This window comes from Acinetobacter sp. TAC-1, from assembly GCF_029025845.1.
Classification (GTDB): Bacteria; Pseudomonadota; Gammaproteobacteria; order Pseudomonadales; family Moraxellaceae; genus Acinetobacter; species Acinetobacter guillouiae.
Window position 1 is genome coordinate 4,611,507 of sequence record NZ_CP118892.1, and the last position, 16,365, is coordinate 4,627,871.

16 protein-coding genes are annotated in these 16,365 nt (G+C 39.3%); 9 read left to right on the top strand and 7 right to left on the bottom strand.

All coding sequences use genetic code 11. The annotated features are described in order from the left end of the window. Positions 1 to 84 precede the first annotated feature (84 nt). Positions 85 to 1,452, top strand: coding sequence for an MATE family efflux transporter (locus tag PYV58_RS21605; RefSeq protein ID WP_004718718.1), 1,368 nt, complete (start codon positions 85 to 87; stop codon positions 1,450 to 1,452). A gap of 95 nt (positions 1,453 to 1,547) precedes the next feature. Here PYV58_RS21605 and PYV58_RS21610 read toward each other — a convergent pair whose 3' ends face one another. Continuing rightward, positions 1,548 to 2,393, bottom strand: coding sequence for an SDR family NAD(P)-dependent oxidoreductase (locus PYV58_RS21610; RefSeq protein ID WP_004818325.1), 846 nt, complete (start codon positions 2,391 to 2,393; stop codon positions 1,548 to 1,550). 212 nt (positions 2,394 to 2,605) lie between these two features. Here PYV58_RS21610 and PYV58_RS21615 point away from each other — a divergent pair, with 212 nt between their 5' ends. From PYV58_RS21615 to PYV58_RS21635, 5 genes are all read left to right on the top strand, one after another. Then, complete coding sequence (locus tag PYV58_RS21615; RefSeq protein ID WP_004718721.1) at positions 2,606 to 3,280, top strand: TetR/AcrR family transcriptional regulator; 675 nt, start codon at positions 2,606 to 2,608, stop codon at positions 3,278 to 3,280. Positions 3,281 to 3,553: 273 nt separating this feature from the next. After that, positions 3,554 to 4,264, top strand: a complete 711-nt coding sequence (gene phoB, locus PYV58_RS21620; protein WP_004718724.1) for a phosphate regulon transcriptional regulator PhoB — start codon at positions 3,554 to 3,556, stop codon at positions 4,262 to 4,264. 25 nt (positions 4,265 to 4,289) lie between these two features. After that, on the top strand, positions 4,290 to 5,648 hold the full coding sequence (gene phoR / locus PYV58_RS21625; protein WP_004718725.1) for a phosphate regulon sensor histidine kinase PhoR: 1,359 nt from the start codon (positions 4,290 to 4,292) through the stop codon (positions 5,646 to 5,648). Between the two features lie 24 nt (positions 5,649 to 5,672). Continuing rightward, complete coding sequence (locus PYV58_RS21630; RefSeq protein WP_034611161.1) at positions 5,673 to 6,107, top strand: hypothetical protein; 435 nt, start codon at positions 5,673 to 5,675, stop codon at positions 6,105 to 6,107. A gap of 425 nt (positions 6,108 to 6,532) precedes the next feature. After that, entirely contained in the window at positions 6,533 to 6,931 is a 399-nt protein-coding gene (locus PYV58_RS21635) for a hypothetical protein (RefSeq protein WP_034611157.1), read from the top strand. A 112-nt stretch (positions 6,932 to 7,043) separates the two neighbouring features. Here PYV58_RS21635 and asd read toward each other — a convergent pair whose 3' ends face one another. From asd to pncB, 3 genes are all read right to left on the bottom strand, one after another. Next, entirely contained in the window at positions 7,044 to 7,895 is an 852-nt protein-coding gene (gene asd, locus PYV58_RS21640; protein WP_034611154.1) for an archaetidylserine decarboxylase, read from the bottom strand. Further along, positions 7,892 to 8,740: a rhodanese-like domain-containing protein gene (locus PYV58_RS21645; RefSeq protein ID WP_034611324.1), complete on the bottom strand. Its 849-nt coding sequence runs from the start codon at positions 8,738 to 8,740 to the stop codon at positions 7,892 to 7,894. Before PYV58_RS21645 ends, asd begins: the two co-directional genes overlap by 4 nt. A 92-nt stretch (positions 8,741 to 8,832) precedes the next feature. Then, complete coding sequence (pncB, locus tag PYV58_RS21650) at positions 8,833 to 10,059, bottom strand: nicotinate phosphoribosyltransferase (RefSeq protein WP_034611151.1); 1,227 nt, start codon at positions 10,057 to 10,059, stop codon at positions 8,833 to 8,835. A gap of 279 nt (positions 10,060 to 10,338) precedes the next feature. Here pncB and dtd point away from each other — a divergent pair, with 279 nt between their 5' ends. Then, positions 10,339 to 10,779: a D-aminoacyl-tRNA deacylase gene (gene dtd, locus PYV58_RS21655; RefSeq protein WP_004818319.1), complete on the top strand. Its 441-nt coding sequence runs from the start codon at positions 10,339 to 10,341 to the stop codon at positions 10,777 to 10,779. 79 nt (positions 10,780 to 10,858) lie between these two features. On the opposite strand, the gene PYV58_RS21660 is transcribed toward dtd, so the two are convergent. From PYV58_RS21660 to serB, 3 genes are all read right to left on the bottom strand, one after another. Then, positions 10,859 to 11,338, bottom strand: coding sequence for an SCP2 sterol-binding domain-containing protein (locus PYV58_RS21660; RefSeq protein WP_004718739.1), 480 nt, complete (start codon positions 11,336 to 11,338; stop codon positions 10,859 to 10,861). Between the two features lie 216 nt (positions 11,339 to 11,554). Next, complete coding sequence (gene aciT / locus PYV58_RS21665; RefSeq protein WP_004818318.1) at positions 11,555 to 11,869, bottom strand: ciprofloxacin tolerance protein AciT; 315 nt, start codon at positions 11,867 to 11,869, stop codon at positions 11,555 to 11,557. Positions 11,870 to 12,299: 430 nt separating this feature from the next. Next, positions 12,300 to 13,520, bottom strand: coding sequence for a phosphoserine phosphatase SerB (serB, locus tag PYV58_RS21670; RefSeq protein ID WP_004718743.1), 1,221 nt, complete (start codon positions 13,518 to 13,520; stop codon positions 12,300 to 12,302). 77 nt (positions 13,521 to 13,597) lie between these two features. On the opposite strand from serB, the gene PYV58_RS21675 reads away from it, so the two are divergent. Next, complete coding sequence (locus PYV58_RS21675) at positions 13,598 to 14,884, top strand: hypothetical protein (protein WP_004818317.1); 1,287 nt, start codon at positions 13,598 to 13,600, stop codon at positions 14,882 to 14,884. Between the two features lie 290 nt (positions 14,885 to 15,174). Continuing rightward, positions 15,175 to 16,296 (top strand): bifunctional 3,4-dihydroxy-2-butanone-4-phosphate synthase/GTP cyclohydrolase II, encoded by a 1,122-nt coding sequence (gene ribBA / locus PYV58_RS21680; protein ID WP_004818315.1) that lies wholly within the window; start codon positions 15,175 to 15,177, stop codon positions 16,294 to 16,296. Positions 16,297 to 16,365: the final 69 nt, after the last annotated feature.

Consider the following 16,365-nt stretch of genomic DNA (forward strand, 5'->3'; position numbering starts at 1 on the left):
TACTCAAATACTCAGGCTTTTTACCCAGCGTTTGTTATATTATCAATAAGATAAAGACACTCGAAATAGACAGTAGAATAAAAGATGCCAGCTCGTCCCGATATGCTTCACCAACCCAAATTCTGGAAGGTTTTTTTAATCTTCCTTGGCCCACTGATTCTAACCAATATTCTGCAAAATCTGTCTGGAACAATTAATACCATTTTTGTTGGGCAAATGCTCGGTGTAGAAGCGATTGCCGCAATTTCGGTATTTTTTCCGATTCTATTTTTATTGCTGGCTTTTGTGATTGGTCTATCTACAGGTGCAACTGTTTTGGTTGGACAAGCATGGGGCGCCAAAGATATCGAAAAAGTGCGTACCATTGTTGGCGCATTGTTATTTATGACCCTCATTGGTGGATCAATCATTGCCTTTTTAGGGGTGTTTTTTGCCAAAGAAATTCTATTGCTTTTGGGTATAGATCCCAAAATCATGCATCTTGCACTGCCCTATGTTCAATGGATGTTAATGAGTAGCCCTTTTCTATTCATCTATATTACCTACACCTCTATTTTACGTGGTGTGGGCGATAGTACTACACCCTTAATGGCATCAAGTCTGACGATCATTGTGGGCGTCATTGTAACCCCAGCCTTGATTGGCGGTTATTTTGGTCTACCTAAGCTTGGCATTATTGCTCCAGCGATTGCCAGTGGATTAGGCTTTATTTCGACCTTAGCTTTCCTCTATATCTATTTAAATAAAAAAGATCATGCTTTAAGACCAGATTCAGCGTTAATCCAACATATCCGCTATCACCCACAATTTAGTCGCAGTATTTTACGCTTGGGTGTGCCAACAGGTATTCAAATGGTGACTAACTCGGTCGCAGGTCTGGTGGTGATTGGGCTGGTTAACCAACATGGTGCACATGCAACAGCGGCCTACGGTGCAGTTAACCAAGTGCTCAACTATATCCAATTCCCTGCATTGTCGATTGCGATTGCAGGTTCCATCTTCGCCGCTCAAGCGATTGGCGCTGGGAAGTCTGAGCTGTTGGCAAAAGTGACGCGAACGGCGCTGCTGAGTAATATTGTGATTACAGGTTCATTGGTACTCTTGGCCTATATTTGTTCAAAATATTTGATGGCGTTGTTTATTACAGATCCATCGGTAATTGAATTGGGTCAACAATTATTATTTATCGTGCTGTGGTCGATTATATTCTTTGGTGCAAGTGCAATTTTTGCCTCAATCATGCGGGCCAGCGGAACCGTGACTGTTCCTATGATTTTTAATATTTTATCCATCCTGCTCATTGAAGTTCCATGTGCTTATTTATTTAGTCAGTGGTTTGGTTTACAAGGCATTTGGTATGCGCTTGCACTGACCTTTTTCAGTCTATGCCTTATGCAAGGTTTGTATTATCAATTTGTTTGGAAAAAGAAAACCATTGAGATTTTAATTTAAATGAATGGATATTGAGTTCTAATTCAACAGATTATTTCACAATATCTAAAATGAAAAAACCGTCAGCTTGACGGTTTTTTCATTTTATAAATCAATTATTTTGGTTCTAGCTTTTTACTAAACTTGGTCGCAAAACCTGTAATTTTTTGATATCCAGTCGGTAAAATACGCTGAATTAAATCCAAAGTTTTTGCATCATTCCCAATAAGCAAACGACGTTTGTCTTTTAGGACAGCATCCAACATTTGTTGAGCAGCATCTTCTGGTGGCATACGTAATAGTTTATTGAATGCTTTTGCTGATTTGTCAGGGTTCATTCCCAAAGAACGTAAACTGTCATTCATACGCGCATCATTTGCAATATTGGTACGAATACCGCCTGGATGAACACATAGCGCTGATACACCACACTTTTCGATATCTAATTCTTGACGTAATGATTCAGTAAAACCACGTACCGCAAATTTAGATGCATTATATGCAGACTGAGTCGGTTGCGCGGTTAAACCAAACAAGCTCGAAATGTTGATGATATGCCCATCACCTGTTTTCTTGATATAAGGTAAAAATTCTTTTGTTCCGTATACAACGCCCCAGAAATTGATATCCATAATCCATTCTAGTTCGTCATAAGATGCGCCTTCTACGGTAGAACCTAAAGCCACACCAGCATTGTTAAAAATCATGTTTACAGAACCATGATTTTGCACTGTGTCCGCAGCCCAAGCTCGCATTTCTTCAACTTTGGCAACATTCACTTTCTTTGAGGTCACACGAACATTATATGGTTTGACCAGTTCAACGGTTTCAGCTAAACCTTTTTCATTCACATCACTAATGGATAAATGACAACCTGCTTTTGCCAATAAAATAGCAAGTTGTTGTCCCATACCAGAGCCAGCACCAGTAATTGCAGCGACTTTGTTTTTAAAATTTTTCATTGTCTATCCTTTTTTAAACCCGCACAAAGCATTCAGAGTGATGTGCAGCTCACTTGCTCAATATAATTTTGACAATCATTATTGTCAATATTATATTATGATTTAGCCGATGTTTTTTTATACAAAAATTCTAGAATAGGTTTCAATGGCTTTTATTGCTAAAATAAGCGCTTCTTTGTGACAATCAAATATGACACGAGTAATTTTTTACAATGAATGAGCCACTTTCCACTGAAAAGAAAACTATAAATAAAGCTGCCAAAGAGCGTCAATTTAAAGGCATGTCCTTATCTGAGCGGAAACTTGCACGTCGAGAAAAGTTAATCGAAGCAGGGATTGAAGCTTATGGTACGCATGGCTTTTTTTCTGTCACCGTCAAAGATATTTGTAATGAAGCCAAGCTGACTGAACGTTATTTTTATGAGTCCTTCAAAAAAAGTGAAGAACTGTTCCAAGTCATCTTTCTACAACTAATTGAACAATTACAGCAAACCGTGATGCAAGGCGTCATGCAAGCAGCACCTGATCCTAAAAATATGATTCGTGGTGGCTTAACTGCAATCTTTACCATGTTAAAAAATGATCCACGTGTGGCGCGTATTATTTATATCGATGCCATGCTGGTTCAAGAACTGCATAATCATGCCACGATCCATGAAACGATGGGCCGTTTTGACCGATTAATTCACTCCTTTGTCACCCTGATGATGCCGCATATTGAACGCAGTGAACAAGAAATTTCCTTGGTTGCCACAGGTTTAAATGGCTATGTGACTCAAATTGCGGTGCGCTGGGTCATGGGTGGATTTAAACAATCGCTTGAAGAAATTGTCTCAGCATGTGAAATTGTATTTATATCGCTGATTGATTCATTTTCATCTAAATAAGCTTTTTAGCCTGAACAATCCTGTCATAAAATCGTCACAAAACTGTCAAATAGCGTATTTTTATGTTCAGTTTAAATAAATTTCTTTTCTCAAAATGGAACATTTATTTAAAAATGTCATGGATTATTCATCATATCGACGATTATTTGTCACATTTTTTTGCAAAAATTCGTCAACATCTTCTTTTTGCAATGATACTGTCATAATTAATCTTTGTAATAAGCCTGTCATAAATAAAAGACGGTACACCGTTCATACATAGGATATTGCGTTGTGAAAGATGACTATATATTAATCGTCGATGACGAACTTCCGATTCGAGAAATGATTCATACCTCATTGGATATGGCAGGTTTTCAATGCCTGCAAGCTGAAGATGCAAAACAAGCCCATCAAATGATTGTTGACCAACGACCATCTTTGATTTTACTCGATTGGATGATGCCTGGCGGTGTGAGCGGTGTAGACTTATGTCGTCGCTTAAAACGTGATGAAAACTTGGCAGAAATTCCAGTCATCATGTTGACAGCACGTGGCGAAGAAGACCATAAAGTTCAAGGTCTTGATGCTGGTGCAGACGACTATATGACCAAACCATTCTCTACCCGTGAATTGGTTTCGCGTATCAAAGCTGTCCTTCGTCGTGCCAATGCACTCAGTGGCGAAAAAACCATTGATGCCAATGGATTAATACTTGATCCAGTGAGCCAACGTGTTAGTTTTAGTGATAATATTTTAGAAATGGGTCCAACAGAATACCGCCTATTGGCATTCTTTATGACACATCCTGAACGTGCTTATACACGTGCCCAGTTACTTGATCAGGTATGGGGTGGTAACGTGTATATTGAAGACCGTACCATAGACGTACACATCCGCCGCTTACGTAAAGTGCTTGAACCTTATGGTGCTGATCGCTACGTACAAACTGTACGTGGAACGGGTTATCGCTTCTCTACCCGTGCAGATGTTGCTTTAGGTTAAGCATTCTCAAGGTAAATAAATTTCTATGTATGAACCCTACCCCGTCCCAGATCTTGCACGAGAACATAAAAAATTCCGTTACAGTAGCTTGTGGGAATTTGCAAAACAAGATCTACGCCTACTTGGTTTTTTACTCATCATTGGCGGATTTATTGGTTTAGGGATAGGGTATTTTTGGATTTGTATTTCCATCGGTTTTGCTGTTTTTTTTCTATTTCAATTACGCTCTTTATACTTGGTGAATGAGTGGATTTCGAATCGTCCTTACGATTCTCCGCCCAATCTAGAAGGTATCTGGGGTGCGCTACTTTTTAATGTTTATCGTGCACAACGCCAAGAACGGGTTGTTCAAGCTGAAATGGTCGGATTGATTGATCGTGCGCAATCCTCACTGATTGCTTTAGCCGAAGCTGTGGTTTTAACGGATGAATTACATCAAATTGAATGGTGGAATCCTGCTGCGGAAAGACTGTTGGGCATTCAACCGCTAGATCGTGGTCGTAATATCTTGACCATTATCCGTCAGCCGAGCTTTATTGAATATTTTAATAATATCGACCAATCTCCAGATGGCATTAAAATAAAATCTTCGGTTTATGAAGAGCATTATGTACAGATTAAACTGACACGCTTCGGCAGTGAAAGCCGTTTGCTCGTCGCTTACGACGTCACACGTGTACATAATCTAGAACAAATGCGCAAAGACTTTGTCGACAATATTTCACATGAACTTCGTACTCCGCTAACTGTACTCAGTGGCTATATCGAAACCTTTACCGACCAAGAAGATTTAAATCCGCGCTGGAAACGTGCCTTTGAACAGATGCAATCGCAAACACGTCGAATGAATGCCTTGGTCAATGACTTACTCTTGCTTTCACGTTTGGAAGGCAATAAACAGGTCGCAAAAAATCAAATCATCGATATGCCGAATTTGATGAATCAACTTTTTGATGATGCCCAAGCCTACAATGTCGATTATGGCCATACTTTAAATTTAGATATCGACAGTCATTGTGACTTAATTGGTTCTGATGCAGAGCTTGCCAGTGCGTTTAGTAATTTAATCACCAATGCGATTAAATACACCCCTAAAGGTGGCACTGTTACAATCGGCTGGCATGATGACAGTGAACATGGTTATTTCACTGTTGAAGATACTGGGATCGGGATTGACCCAAAACATATTCCACGTTTAACCGAACGCTTTTATCGTGTAGACAGTGCACGAAGCCGCCAAACAGGTGGAACAGGTTTAGGGCTTGCCATTGTGAAGCATGTTTTAATGCAACATAATGCGTATTTAGAAATTGATTCTAAAGAAAATCGGGGGTCTATTTTTAGAGTGGTTTTCCCCAAAGAGCGCCTTGATTTTGCAGGTTAATATTTGATTTTTTGATTAATTCGAATGAAACTATTTCTAGATTGTGAGTTTAATGGCTTTGGCGGTGATTTAATTTCGCTGGCATTGGTTGATGAGAATAATCAACATTTTTATGAAGTTTTAGAATGCGCTGACCCAATTACTTGGGTTAAAGACCATGTCATGCCTCGTTTAAATCAAAAACCGATTTCCTTAGCGCAATTTCAAAGTCGCTTACAGCTTTATTTATCTCAATATACAAGTCTTGAAATTGTGGCAGATTGGCCAGAAGACTTTGCCTTGTTTACCCGTAGTCTGGTACTTTCTGCAGGAAAATGTATCCGAACCCCTCCGCTGACCATGCAGTTATGGATGCAGGACCCAATCGAAACCCATGTTGCCTCTGAAAACCCACACAATGCCTTAGCAGATGCACAGGCTTTAAAGCTGTCTTATTTCAATGCATCGAAATTAATCTAAAATCTATTTCAGATTTAGCCGCACATTTTTATCGGGTTGCTATTACATAGAAAGAACCACCAAATAGCTCACACTGCTTGTGTATTTACCATTGGAAAGATGCTTTGACTCGGCAAAAGTATATTTGGAAATTAATACTAAAAAATCGATGTCCAACTTTTAAAATCGTTTTTCTCAAAAAGCACTTATGCCATAACGAAAATTTATTCTTAGACGTGTGCTGTATATCTTCATCATAAAATTCGAGACCAAGTTGAATAAATGACTTTAGATTATAAAAATAAATATCATTCATATTAATGTTGACCAAGTCACACTAGTTAAATATATTGAGAAATATATCTGATTTTAAGCATTATTTTATCATCGGCTATTTTTATAAAAATCTATTTATAAATATCAACACACCAAAAATGGACATTACAATGAATAAATATAAATTTTCTATTGCAGCTGTTTTAGGATTATTACTAAGTGGCTGTGACACGACCATGGCAAAACTCTCTTACAACAATCTAACAGGGAAAACCGCAAATGAGATGATGAATACCACTCGTGAAGGAAAATACGGACCAGTATGGGGAAAGCCTTATACGACTGGCGTTGACAAGGATGGAGGTCAATTATTTTTTTATTGGATACGTTCCGATATGGGAATAACAACCGAACAATGTGGACAAGGCATGGATCAAGGTGTTGTGATCCAATATATGTGTAGCTATTCCAATGTCTGGTGGAAGGAATGGAAGATTAAATTTGGACAAGACGGACGAGTCTCTGAATGGAAAGTCGTTTCTTTTAAGGCTGAAAAGAACCGCTTATAACAGGCTTACATCAAATCTTATTCGGCTTTGTGAGATTGACTCTGTTACTCAAAGTGATACAGAGTCAATCTCAATCAACCATTTGAAAAATATAAAAATCCATTGATCTCTATTATATTTGATGCCCTAAAGCTTCACCCATCACCACAATAGAATTGGCTTTAAACTGTTCATCCCAAGTGATTTTATTCTGTTCAAACAATACAACTGCGGTTGAACCTAAATAAAAACGTCCAAGCTCAGCACCCTTTTCTAAGGCTAAATCATGCTGGTTTAACTCTAAACGCCCTGTTGGTTTTACTTTGCCAGTCGCCACAGTTTCAATTCCTGCCACGATCATTGCACCCACCAGAACAACCGCCATACGTCCTAATTCGGTATCAAACAAACATACCATACGCTCATTACGCGCAAATAAACCTGGAATATTCTCTGCTGTCGTTTGGTTTACAGAAAATAACTCACCTGGGATATACAAGGTTTCGGTCAACGTTCCTGCAAATGGCATATGGACACGGTGATAATCACGTGGTGACAAATAAACCGTGGCAAATTCACCATTGATAAATGGTGCAGCCAATTGCGGATCGCCAATCAATTTGTCTACAGAAAAACTTTGGCCTTTGGCTTGAAATACATCACCATCTTTAATTTTACCCAACTGAGAAATTGCACCATCTGCTGGAGAGACAATACTGGTCTGATCTGTGTCAATTTCTCGGACACCTTCTTTTAAAGCACGGGTAAAAAATTCATTGAATGATTTATATTTTAAAGCATCACTTTGCTCAGCAATAGAAAGGTCTATCCCGTACTGTGCTTTAAATGCTTGAATCGCTAAATTTTTAACAATTGGATTTTCACTGGCTGCAACTTTACCAACAACACGGCTGAGTTGCTGTTGCGGAATGACTTTTTGTGCTTGGATAAAAATTTGTTTTTTTAACGTTGATGTAAGACTCACGCAGGTGATTCTCCAGTAATAATTGGACTATCGAGGCGATTGCCCCACTCGCTCCACGCACCATCATAGGCTTGAATATTCCAATCCAATAACCGACCCAAGATATAAGCCAGACCAGAACGATGATGTGACTGACAATACACCACCACAGGCTGGTCAAATTGAAAGCCTAATTGTTCTAGACGTTGTTGCGTGCGTTCTAGAGGATGCAATTTTAAATGATTTTGACGATTAATTGCAGTACTCCATTCAAAATGTTGTGCACTTGGAATGTGACCGCCGCGTCGCGCTGCTAAACGCTGTCCCGTATATTCTTCTGAAGTTCGACAATCCCAAACTTGAATCGCTTGCTGTTCAACCTTTTGCAACAGTTTGGCATATTCAATTCGGTGTTGATCAAGATGTTGTAAATTGACAGTAACTAAGGGTTCAACTTTGCTAAAACTTTCTGCTTCAGCCGAAGTCGGATAGCCTGCTGCCAACCATGCATGAATTCCGCCATTGAGTAGGCTGGTATTATAAAAACCAAGGCAATGTAAATTCCAAATCAAACGCCCAGCCCAAGCACCACCTTCATCATCGTAGACCACAACATGATGCTCGGGAGAGATGTTTAAATACTCAATCAGCGCTTTTAAACCGTCCTCATCGGGCAATAACCCTGAAGCTTGTTCTTCCTGTCGAACCAACAGTTGTGGTTTAACATGTAAGGCATGTGGAATATGTAATTGATCATACACAGAGCTACGACTTAGATCGACAATACGAATTTTGTCATGCCCTAAAAATGGCACAAGTTGTTCTGCTTCTATGAGTAATTCGAAGTTAAAGGCTGGTGTAGTCATACGTTTTTCTATTTTAAGACCTTGAGCACAAATGATCTTAGCACAGTGTTTTTTACCAATATGCTGATTTTTCACATTCTTTTAGCAAAAATTCAGATATCAATTTTCACTGCTTCGACAACTTCAGGTATTTCAAAGACCTGTCGTAAGTAAGCCAAGAAAGTATCGTTATCCGTCATGGTTTTTCCGGGACTATCTGAAATTTTCGCCACAGATTGACCATTACACTCCACCAGTTTTAACACAATATTGAGTGGCGTTTGCCCCATATCATTGGTCAAATTGGTACCAATACCAAAACTGACTTGAAAACGATCTTTAAAGTATTGATATAACGCCCACGCACGTTCAATGTCTAATCCATCACTAAAGGTTAGCATCTTGGTTTTGGTATCAATTTTCAGTTTTCGGTAGTGTTGATAAGCTTTATCGCCCCATTCAAATGGGTCACCACTGTCATGACGTAAGCCATCGAATAACTTGGCAAAATACAAATCAAAATCTTGTAGGAATGCATCCATACCGACTACATCGGTCAAGGCAATGCCTAGATCACCACGATACTCTTGTACCCAGGTTTCTAAAGCAGCTTTTTGAAAATCTCTTAAACGGACATCCAACGCTTGGAATGCTTGTAAAAACTCATGCGCCATGGTTCCAATGGGATGAATATTTAATTCTTTTGCCAAGAGGACATTACTGGTACCTCTAAACACATTGGGTACAGCTGCATGGAAAGTCTGAATCACATGTCTTTGCCAATCTAGACTATAACGACGACGAGTACCAAAATCTGAGACTAAAAATGGGGGAGCTTGAGTGCCTTGTTGTTGTTCAAATTTCTTTAATAATTCAACTTTGGCTTGTAGACGACGTTCACCTTCAATATAAATGTCATCATTACGAATTCGGCTAAAATAGAGTTCATTGACAATCGCCAGAACAAAAATTTCAAACATCATCGCTTGAACCATTGGGCCTTCAACCCAAATGTCTAAACGGCCTTGTTCATCAATACCCGCTTTAATAAAACGGCGTTTGAGTTGGAATAATTCTAAATAGTCGACAAAATCACTTTTGATAAAACGCATACTGCGTAAATATTGCAATTCATCTTCTTGGAATTTGAGTAAGCAGAGATGATCGAGCTGCTCGTTCAAATCATCCAGAATATCCGTCAGGGGATAAACCGTAGCATCTAGATTACGACAGCGAAAGTGATACACACTGTGCGTTTGAGGAAATTTATGTAGCACCACTTGTAACATGGTAAATTTATATAAATCTGTATCGAGCAAGGATTGGATGATTGGCGCCATATCTATTTTAATTTCGCTATGCTGTTTTTATTAAAGCATATTTTTCGCTGAGATAACGTAATCATTTATAAGTGATGAACTATATTTTCAGTTAAGCTCAACAGAAATCTCAGCAGAATTATTTTTTCAATTTATCTACTCATATGATAATTTTATAAATTCTATTTTTATTCAAAAGCTTATCAACAGCTTCAACTTTTCAGCAATGGCTTACTCGCATCAACTTACTGGGTTTTCCCTGTTAGAATAGCGCTATCGTATTTTAGTCTTATTGTTTATATGCGCGCATTATTACAAAGAGTGTTAGAAGCCAAAGTTGTTGTTGATGGTGAAACCACGGGAGAAATTCAAAAAGGAATTTTGGTTTTTCTAGGCTTAGCGAAGGAAGATAATTTTGAAAAAGGTCAAAAATTAATTGATAAAATTTTGAAATATCGTTTCTTTGATGATGAGCAAGGCAAAATGGGCTGGAACGTCAGCCAAGCCAATGGCGGGATTTTATTGGTCTCTCAATTCACCTTAATGGCACAAACGCAAAAAGGCTTGCGTCCAGACTTTGGGCCAGCCATGCCGCCCGCTGAAGCTCAGGCACTGTATCAACAATTGGTTGATTATGCTCGATCACAATTTAAAAATGTTGAAACGGGTATTTTCGCAGCGGATATGAAAGTGCATTTGGTCAATGATGGGCCTGTGACCTTTAACTTAGAAGTTGAATAATTAAAAGCTTGAGCTTAATGCCAATGTTTAAATCTTAAAAAGCCCGATCAGATCGGGCTTTTTAAGATTTTCGATTCGCTTAGCGTCCAATCTTCTCTTTTAAGAATTGGCGTGCCAATTTAATTTTGTCTTTTACTGGTTTTGGAACTTTTGGTGGAATCAGTTTAGCCACTTGGTTAAACCAGACCAACAAACTGAAATCGCCTTCCATTTTGATGCTGCCGTTTTGCATACCCGTCATAAAAGCCGTTGGATCGCCTTTTACCAAAGTTTTTACACCTTGCTCACTGTCAGCAAACTGTAAAACAAAATCAGCTTTTTGTTCAGCACCTGAAACTGTATCAATTTGACCATTGTTCACAATAATTTGGCGTGCCACGCCCAAGTCAGTACCAATCTGAATACGGAACTGACGGTCATGGGTCAATTCAATAAATTTTGGACTGGTACGAGCCAATTGTTTCATACGAAGTGCTAAACCCAATACAAGCAAATCCAGTGGATCTGTACTTGCATCAACGATTGGTAACTTCACAACTGGAATTGCAGAAAGTTTCATGACATTTAAGCCTGTTGTTTTTTAAATTAGATTCGAATTTGCTCATCCTAGCATAACTTGTCATTGCGTAGACATGGCTTTCAGAGCAAAGTATAAACTGAAAAAAAGGTATACCATTATGATATACCTTGGAATGTCTAAATTGATTTTTTTCGTGTAATTAAAGTCACTATTGTTATCTTAGCGTTCATATTGACTGAAGTTTTCACTCAAAACTTATTCATCTTCATAGACTGGGGTATGTTCAATATATTGGCGATTTGCCAATGCTTTTTGTGCACGACTGTCTTCACGCAATAAAAGAGCAATCAATGCTGACATCGCCAACATAATCGCGGTTAAATAGCTATATGCGACCGAAATATCAAAGATGTTCTGTACACTATAACGCATTGCTTCCAAGGTGCCCCAGAAGATCATGCCTGCAAACATAAACCCTAACCAATGACGATAAGGGGAAAAGAAAACGGTAGCCAACGCTGCAGCAATTAGACCGAATCCAATCAATGTTGCAAATGTTGTTGATACCATAACAACCTCCGTCAAAATGATGCCTTATAAAAAAACCGTTTAAATAGGTGTTTCACAACAATTTCAAGCTTTATAATTTTTCTTAAATCACCTTATAGAAGCTTATGCTTTGCATTATGTATAGTTTTTAAGAGAAGGAAAGCGCTGTTTTCTGCTTAAACGACACACTTTGTCGCAACATTCATTTGTCATTACATTTTTTAAGAATCCTGTTTTTCTCACAATCTAATTACCATCAATCATGCAGTGTCATTACAAAAAAATACACACCGCTTTTAATCCCTAAAAAACTTTTTTTAAGTTCTAAAACGAATATTTTTATCAAGCTGTTTTATTGAGCGCGAATGGCAGCAAAGTGATTCATTTTCAAATAAAAAATAGCGACTTAAAGTCGCTATTTGTCATGATTCTGCAATATAACCCATGTCATTTAAGCACGGGACAAATCTTTATCATGCACGCCTAAAAGATAAAGCACACCATCTAGACCTACACTTGAAATGGCTTGATTGGCATTTTGACGAACCACAGGTTTCGCACGGAATGCGACTCCGAGCCCTGCAATTGAAAGCATCGGTAAATCGTTTGCACCATCTCCAACCGCAATCGCTTGCTCAGGTGAAATCCCCATTTTCCCAGCCAATTCAGTCAATAGATACGCCTTGCGCGCGCCATCAACGATATGGCCTTTAACCTCACCTGTCACGACACCATTTTCAACATCGAGGATATTGGCATGCACTTCATCAATGCCCAATTTTTCTTGTAGATATTCAGCAAAGTACTGAAAACCACCAGATAAAATCGCAGTTTTATAACCCAATGATTTCAGTGTCGAGATTAACCGCTCGGCACCTTCTGTCACGGTTAGTCGTTCAGCAATTTGAGGCAATACTGTGGCATCAAGGCCTTTAAGTAACGCAACGCGTGCACGGAAACTTTGTTGAAAATCCAACTCCCCTTGCATTGCACGTTCAGTGATTTCAGCGACTTTATCGCCCACCCCTGCTTCTTTAGCAAGTTCGTCAATCACTTCTTGCTCAATCAAAGTTGAGTCCATGTCGAAGCAGACTAAGCGACGATTACGGCGATAGGCATTGTCTTCCTGCACCGCGACATCAATATTTAATTCAGCAGAAAGCCGTAAACATGCGGCACGCATCGCCTGTGCATCCAGCATTTGCCCACTCAAACCGAATTGAACACATGAACGTTTCAGCCCATCTTGGTGTCCATTACGTTCGGGACGACCCGACAAGCGCGTCACTGTTTCAATGTTAAAACCTTGACTTGAAACAATATTGGTTACCGCTTGTAGATGTTCGGCTGTGAGCTCTGGTGCTAAAGCGGTCACGATATAACGTGTGCGCCCACCTTCACTCACCCATTGGTCATATTCTGCGCCTGAAATCGGCTTAAAACGAACAGTTAAACCAATATCATGTGCTAAAATAAGGATGTCTTTCATGGCTAAAGCTGTTGCAGTTTGATCGTTTGACGACACTACAATACCTAAAGTCAATTGATTATGGATGACCGCCTGTCCTACATCTAATATTTGCAAAGAATGTACGGACAACACTTGCATTAATCGAGTAAACTGATTGGGTTGGTCAGGTCCTAAAAATGAAATAAGAATGATTTCTCGCATGAATTGACTCGGGTCTGAGCTACAACAATTGGAAGAATCATAATCGAAATCGAAATTTTTTGCTTTGGAAGTTTACGTTGAATGCGCCAAGACAAGGGCTATTTGCTAGCCTACTTATTGTAAGTTTTGCATTTCATACCTTTTTATTGGTAGTTGCAACAACACATCAGTTAAATGAAAACCGTGCCAGCCAAGGCCAACTCATGACCAGCCAATTGGTCACGGACAGCCTATCTGAACTCGAACCCGCAAATACGGTGTCATTGGCGCTGTTGGCAAATCGCTATGCGACCAATCCAAGCGTGGCTTCGATTCGAATACTGGATGCTAAAAAACAAGTGCTGGCAACCAGTGGTATGGCAAAAACTCGTCAAGGTGAAGTTTTTGTTCGTGATGCATTACAGAACGAGAAAAAAGTCGGCACAATTGAAATTACCTTGATCAAGCCAAGTATTGGTGAAATTTTACGGACCCAATGGTTGGCTATTTTAGTGTCCTTATTAATTCATACCTTTTTATGGTTGGCCTACCGTGCCATCGCTCGCCCAACGCGCAGTGAATTTTTGGCTCGCATCAACAATGAAGCCCGCTTAAAACACGAAATTCAACAACTGACTGAAGCACTTGAAGCGGAGAAAGCCAACCGCACGATTGCGATTGCCCAAGCTCAACAACAAGCGCAAGCCAAAGCAAAACCTGAACCCAAAACTCCTGTAACCGCGACACTGGAAAATGACCAAGAGATTTTGGCACTGAATATTCAGTACTATGATCCAAAGCAACTGATGAATACGGTCAACCAGTCGGTTTCACTGCCTTATTTTAATTTATGTCAGATTTTTCTGAATAAAAGTATTGAACTTTGCGCACAGCATTTCAAATTGAATGCAAAAGATTTCACCATTCATCAAGAGTTTAATCAGAATGGCGCAATCCTGAGTATTGATGCTGAAACACCCAATGCAGCACAATCTATATTAATGGTTGGTTCGGTATTTCAATTATTGTCAGAAGTTCTGTATAAACGTTACCGTGAAGACAAACGCTTTGTGTTACAGACACGTTGTGCAGTCACCACCTCAGTAGAAGCGATGCAACTTGATGCGTCTCAAGCGGCTGAACGTTTGGTGAATCATTTAATTGCCAAAGAAATGGCATTGTATTTAAGCAATGATCAACTCAAGCATATTGGTGATTGTTATCAATTGGTTGCCTTACCAAATCCAACCAATGTGTTGACCCGTCACTCATTTATGATCAATGGTATGAATAATGACTGTGCTGAACTTGCACAAAATATTCGTACTGAGATTTTAAAAGGTAAGAAAAATACACCGAATTCTGAAGCAATCTCAGAGAATTAAATATTTACCATCTATCAACCCTCCTCTTTTTTAAAGTGCGAGGGTTTTTCTTTTATTACGCTCAATTTCCGATAAGTTAATCTTATTTTTTTCGAAATGAGTGTCTGATCTTTATACTAAATCACGATAAATCAATTTTCTTCTCTTTTCATTGCCCTACAAGCTTGTGTATAACTATCTATCTCAAAGGAAGATGATAAGCATAGGCAAAATACGTAAAAACACGTTAGACTATGCTCCGAATGTACTCAATGAAAATGTCATACGACAGAACAAAAAGGTGAAGGTTGATGCCGCTCAATACTGTTGAAGAGCTTGTAGCAGATATCCGTGCAGGTAAAATGGTTATCCTGATGGATGACGAAGATCGTGAAAATGAAGGCGATTTAGTCATTGCTGCAACACACGTACGCCCTGAAGACATCAACTTTATGATCACCCATGCTCGTGGTCTTGTATGCCTAACACTAAGTCGTGACCGCTGTAAGCAACTCGATCTACCATTAATGGTCGACCATAATGGCGCACAACACAGTACAAACTTCACGCTTTCTATTGAAGCTGCAAATGGTATTACCACTGGTATTTCTGCCGCAGAACGTGCCCATACAATTCAAACTGCAGTTGCTGCTCATGCCAAACCTGCTGATATTGTACAACCTGGACATATCTTCCCATTGATGGCACAACCAGGTGGTGTATTACACCGTGCTGGGCATACAGAAGCCGGCTGTGACTTATCTCGTTTAGCGGGTTTAGAGCCGGCATCGGTGATTTGTGAAATTATCAATGAAGATGGCACGATGGCACGTCGTCCAGATCTTGAAGTATTTGCTGAGAAACATGGCTTAAAAATTGGTACAATTGCTGATCTGATTCATTATCGTATGACCAATGAACAAACTGTAGAACGTTTGGATCAACAAAGTATAGATACTGAATACGGTACCTTTGATTTATACCGTTACCGTGAAATTGGTAATCCAGACATTCATTTGGCTTTGGTCAAAGGTGAACCAAAACAAGGGGTGACGACTGTCCGTGTACATGGTTTCAATCCTGTACGTGATTTATTGAAACTCAATAAAAAAGATGGTGAGCCTGCTTGGAACCTTGATAAAGCACTCAAAACAATTGCCGACAGTGATCGAGGGGTTTTGGTCTGGATTGGTCAACGTCATCTATCTGACTTAGGCCCTGCTTTGGCAGAACTTGGTAAGCCAAAACCAACAAAATCAAATGCTGCACTTTCACAGCAATACCAAACGATTGGTGTTGGTGCACAAATTTTACGTGATCTTGGTGTTGAAAAGATGAAACTTCTTAGCTCACCATTACGTTTCAATGCATTATCAGGCTTTAATTTAGAAGTGGTGGAATACATCACTGCTGACCAAAAAACTGGTCAATAATTTTTAATCAGACTGCATTTATTGCTCAATTAGGTTTTTAGTCGGGAAATAAAAGCAGTCGGTACAACC

Coding starts and splice junctions, on each gene's coding strand:
- PYV58_RS21605 (WP_004718718.1), top strand. CDS start 85: ATGCCAGCTCGTCCCGATATGCTTCACCAACCCAAATTCTGGAAGGTT.
- PYV58_RS21610 (WP_004818325.1), bottom strand. CDS start 2,393: ATGAAAAATTTTAAAAACAAAGTCGCTGCAATTACTGGTGCTGGCTCT.
- PYV58_RS21615 (WP_004718721.1), top strand. CDS start 2,606: ATGAATGAGCCACTTTCCACTGAAAAGAAAACTATAAATAAAGCTGCC.
- phoR (WP_004718725.1), top strand. CDS start 4,290: ATGTATGAACCCTACCCCGTCCCAGATCTTGCACGAGAACATAAAAAA.
- PYV58_RS21630 (WP_034611161.1), top strand. CDS start 5,673: ATGAAACTATTTCTAGATTGTGAGTTTAATGGCTTTGGCGGTGATTTA.
- PYV58_RS21635 (WP_034611157.1), top strand. CDS start 6,533: ATGAATAAATATAAATTTTCTATTGCAGCTGTTTTAGGATTATTACTA.
- PYV58_RS21645 (WP_034611324.1), bottom strand. CDS start 8,740: ATGACTACACCAGCCTTTAACTTCGAATTACTCATAGAAGCAGAACAA.
- pncB (WP_034611151.1), bottom strand. CDS start 10,059: ATGGCGCCAATCATCCAATCCTTGCTCGATACAGATTTATATAAATTT.
- dtd (WP_004818319.1), top strand. CDS start 10,339: ATGCGCGCATTATTACAAAGAGTGTTAGAAGCCAAAGTTGTTGTTGAT.
- PYV58_RS21660 (WP_004718739.1), bottom strand. CDS start 11,338: ATGAAACTTTCTGCAATTCCAGTTGTGAAGTTACCAATCGTTGATGCA.
- aciT (WP_004818318.1), bottom strand. CDS start 11,869: ATGGTATCAACAACATTTGCAACATTGATTGGATTCGGTCTAATTGCT.
- serB (WP_004718743.1), bottom strand. CDS start 13,520: ATGCGAGAAATCATTCTTATTTCATTTTTAGGACCTGACCAACCCAAT.
- ribBA (WP_004818315.1), top strand. CDS start 15,175: ATGCCGCTCAATACTGTTGAAGAGCTTGTAGCAGATATCCGTGCAGGT.